Below are 3,940 nucleotides of genomic sequence, written 5' to 3' on the forward strand. Positions count from 1 at the left end.
TGGGGTTATAGCTCAGCTGGGAGAGCGCTTGCATGGCATGCAAGAGGTCCGCGGTTCGATCCCGCGTAGCTCCACCAAATTCTTGTTACAAGAAACAAAAAGGCCACCGCATCGCGGTGGCCTTTTTGTTTTCTCCATCATTTATTTTCTCCATACGTCCGCGCCTTTCATTTGTAAATCCAATGACCTGAATGAAAAAGCCCGCGAGAGTCGCGGGCTTTGCTTGCACTATTCAAATGCGCCTGTGGTTAACGGCGACGTCGCCAGGCCAGTGGCAACAGGGCCAGCAGGCCGAGTCCCAGTGCACCACCGCCTGAGGAGGTGTCCGGTTTGGTGGCATCGCTCTCCAGTCTCAGGTCGACGATGATGGGATCATGGTCGGAGGCACTGAAGGGGTTGTCAGACTTGAGCAGGGAGCCTGTGTACTGGCTGCCGTATTCGAACAGGGAGCTTTCGAAGGAGTTGATGTGCCAGTCGGCGACACCTGCCACCTTGCTGGCCAGCGCCGGGTTGGCGAGGGCGTAGTCCAGGGTGCCCAGCTCCCCGTCGTAGCTGTAGGAGATGGCTTTCTCCTTGTTGAATTTGACGTTGAGATCGATCAGGCCGTAGCTGCGAGTCACTTCGCGACCGAGCTGTTCATAGGACTGCTCACCGATAAAGGTGTGGGAGGCCGATACGATCTTCCGCTCGCTGGTGGCCGGGTTGTAGTCGGTCAGCACCCGGATCGGATCTTCCTTGGCGTAGGAGTTGAAGTCGCCAACCAGCAGCACCTGGCCCGGCAGTTTGCTGACTGCCTCACCCAGCACCTTGGCGGCAGAGACCCGGAACTCGGTGCACTTGCCCTGCAGGTCGGCCGGTTCTGTCTTGCCATCGCCATTTTCGTAGCAGCCTGACCCCTTGGATTTGAGGTGGTTGACCACCAGCGTCAGCGGCTCCTTGCTCTTGGCGAGGGTGAAGGTCTGAACCAGAGAATCGCGCTGACCAGCTGTCTTGGCCACACCACCTGTGGTGTAGCGCTGCTCTGGCAGCTTGATGACGCTGGCATCTCCGCTGGGGGTGAGCAGGGCAGGGCGGTAGATCATCGCCACCATGATGGCGTCCCCGCCGAAGAACTTGCCATCGGTAAGGGCAGTGACCGGCAGACGCACATAGGCGTAGTGTTTGCTCGCATCCTTCTGCTGTTCGTTGAGGCGGGTCACCAGATTGTGGAGGGCCGAGTTATCCTCGAAGCCGTTATTCTCCATCTCCATCAGGCCGAGCAGATCGGCATCCATTGCGGTAATGGCATTGACGATCTTGGTGCGCTGCTTCTCGAACTCGGGCTGGCTCTTGGCACCCCGGTTGCAACCTTTGGCGTTGTCGGCATCCGCCTGATCCTTGCACAGGATATTGAGTGCGCCGCCAATGCTGGAGTGGCTGGTGAAGTAGTTGAGTACGTTGAAGCTGCCGATCCGCAGATCGCTGCCAGCGAGGCGAGCCGGCGCGTCTTGACGATCCTCTTCAGGGCTGCGCAGCAGGGCGCCGGCAGTCAGGGTGACATCGCTCGGTACCACCAGACGGAAGGCATCCTTGTTGTATACGATCACCCCCTCCAGCCCGGTCAGTTGATCGCCGATACGCAGATATCCCTGATCGGCATCCCAGCTCGGGAACCAGGGCAGTACGCCATCCGGTGCTTTGTAATCAGACTCAACTACCAGACGGTTGCTGCCATTTTTGGTGGCCAGTGCGACAGCGTCCGCACTGCTGGCGACATGAAGTTGGGTCGGTTTGATCAGCGGGGTTTTGTGGGCCAACTCTACGTTGTTGCGATAGACCTTGTAGTCGAAGCCGTAGTTGCGGGTCAGGTGCAGGTCACTGCTGCTGTCGAGACGTACCCGCATCCCTTCGTGGCGATTGAGCGCTTGCGCCAGCGTCTCCCCTTCATTGACCTGCAGTACGCTGGTCGGCACATTCAGCCCTTGTGCGGTGACTTGCAGGCGGGCTTTGCTGGATTCGAAGGTGGGCTTGAGCTGGGTGCCGCCGTAGTACTCCTCGACCTTGGCTTCGAGGCAGAGTTCAGCCCCCGGTTTGATGTCTTTATATTTGGTCGCGAAGTCCTTGTCGTTCAGATAGACAAAGATGCCATCAGAGGTGGCCGGATTGCCATCGCCCACCGGGTCGGTCAGATAGAACCCCTTGGTCAGGCTCTGGCCCAGCGTCGTCACGATACCGCGAACGTTGAAGGTGCCCGTGCTGATTTTACCGGTCACATTGCCGTTCTTGTCGGTCACGGTCTGGGTGGCCAGCGCGCTGGCGGAGCCTGTGCCCTGAATGGTCGGGATGGGGGTGAGTTGAGCCGGATCGGACGGGCAGACAAATGCCGCATGGGCGCCTGAGGATGCAAGTGCCAGCCCCACGGCCAGCGACAGCAGGGTACGAGTACCTTTCATAGGTGTTCCTTTTTTATTTTTGCCAGTGATTCCATAGCCTTGGCTCGTTGACCAAGGGCGCGCATTGTCACATTTCTGGCATGTCATACCAGTGAGCCAACGCACATTAAATGAATCTGGGAAGGTGCGGGAAAGCGTTTTTATGATCTCAGTAACGATATGATTTTTTTGATAATTCAATCAATTTTAACCCTGTGATCATGACGCTTTCGTGGCAGGGGATAATTCTCTTTGAGAATAAAGATTGAGGGGATCTTGTCGCCTTCCTATACTGGGTTCGTTCCTCACGGAACCCAGGTAAAGGGCAAACCGGCAGTGATGTCGGGGCGCAATGCTTCCGGTCTCGATCGTGGATCCAGATAGCGGGGTTTCCCTGGGTGAGGGGTGGTTTTTGTGGCAGGTCCATTGCTAGTTGTCTGCGCCCATCATGCAGGTTGCGATTGTTCTTTGCCTTGGTGACCAATGCCAAGACAAAACAAGGAAGATAACAATATGCAACAGCTCTTCAGACCCAGCAGGCTTGCCATGCTGGTCGCCCTTGCGGCTGCGCCCGCCTGGGCCCAGGCCGCTTATCCCGCCTATAAATCCGGTACTGCCTACAAGGCTGGCGATATCGTCAGCAACGTCGGTGCCCTCTACGAGTGCAAAGAATTTCCCTATTCAGGCTGGTGCGGGGCATCCCCCTATCACTATGAGCCGGGGGTAGGGGTGGTCTGGGCAGATGCCTGGAAGCCCTATGGTGGCGAGGTGCCTCCTCCTGCGCTCGGCGTAGCCATCAGCTCACCGGCTGCTGGTGCCAGCTTCAACGAAGGAGCCAGCGTGGCGCTGGCAGTGACCCTGAGTGGCCCGGTAACGGCGTTGGCCCGGGTGGAATATCTTGTCGACGGTACGCTGGTCGCCACGGCGAGCGCCTCGCCCTGGAGTGCCAGCTGGAGCGCCGCTGGAGTGGGGGCCCATACCCTCAAGGCTCGCGCGCTGGATAAAGACGACAAGGTGCTGAGCGAGGCGGATTCGAGCTTCAACGTCGCCGCCGTGGTCGCGCCAGAGGCGCCCAAGGTGAGCATTAGCAGCCCGGGCAGCGGCGCCAAGGTGACGCTGGGTCGCAGCGTGGCGGTGAGTGGCAACGTCACAGATGCCAACAACGATGTGACCAAAGTCGAGCTCTATGTCGATGGCAAGAAGATTGGTGAAGACACTACTGCCCCCTGGCAGGTGAACTGGACACCGGATGCCAAAGGGAGTGCCGCCCTCAAGCTGGTGGCCACTGACAAGACCAATCTGAGCGGCGAGTCGGCGGCGGTGACCGTCAATGTCGAGGAGGCCGCGCTGCCGCCCACCGGTGGCAACCTCTCTTGTGACATTCGCCAGGTCTATCGCCCGGATGGCTACGAGTGCATGGGGGATGACCATGCCCGCCGGGTCATCGGCTACTTCACCTCCTGGCGCACCGGCAAGAACGGCCTGCCCGCCTATCTGGTGAGCGACATCCCCTGGAACAAGATCACCCA

At 58.9% G+C, this 3,940-nt stretch carries 2 protein-coding genes, 1 tRNA gene and 1 riboswitch; of the genes, 2 read left to right on the top strand and 1 reads right to left on the bottom strand.

Annotated elements, in window-relative coordinates:
- Position 1 precedes the first annotated feature (1 nt).
- Positions 2 to 77 (top strand) — tRNA-Ala (locus G5358_RS20305).
- Positions 78 to 248: 171 nt separating this feature from the next.
- Here G5358_RS20305 and G5358_RS20310 read toward each other — a convergent pair.
- Positions 249 to 2,432 (bottom strand): ExeM/NucH family extracellular endonuclease, encoded by a 2,184-nt coding sequence (locus tag G5358_RS20310; RefSeq protein WP_421324804.1) that lies wholly within the window; start codon positions 2,430 to 2,432, stop codon positions 249 to 251.
- 293 nt (positions 2,433 to 2,725) lie between these two features.
- Positions 2,726 to 2,808: riboswitch (cyclic di-GMP riboswitch) on the top strand.
- A 116-nt stretch (positions 2,809 to 2,924) separates the two neighbouring features.
- Here G5358_RS20310 and G5358_RS20315 point away from each other — a divergent pair.
- Positions 2,925 to 3,940, top strand: a 1,016-nt coding sequence (locus G5358_RS20315) for an Ig-like domain-containing protein (protein ID WP_421324805.1), incomplete at its 3' end; no start/stop codon positions are given.

The organism is Aeromonas sp. 604176, from assembly GCF_049170755.1.
Lineage (GTDB): Bacteria > Pseudomonadota > Gammaproteobacteria > Enterobacterales > Aeromonadaceae > Aeromonas > Aeromonas veronii_A.

Coding starts and splice junctions, on each gene's coding strand:
- G5358_RS20310 (WP_421324804.1), bottom strand. CDS start 2,432: ATGAAAGGTACTCGTACCCTGCTGTCGCTGGCCGTGGGGCTGGCACTT.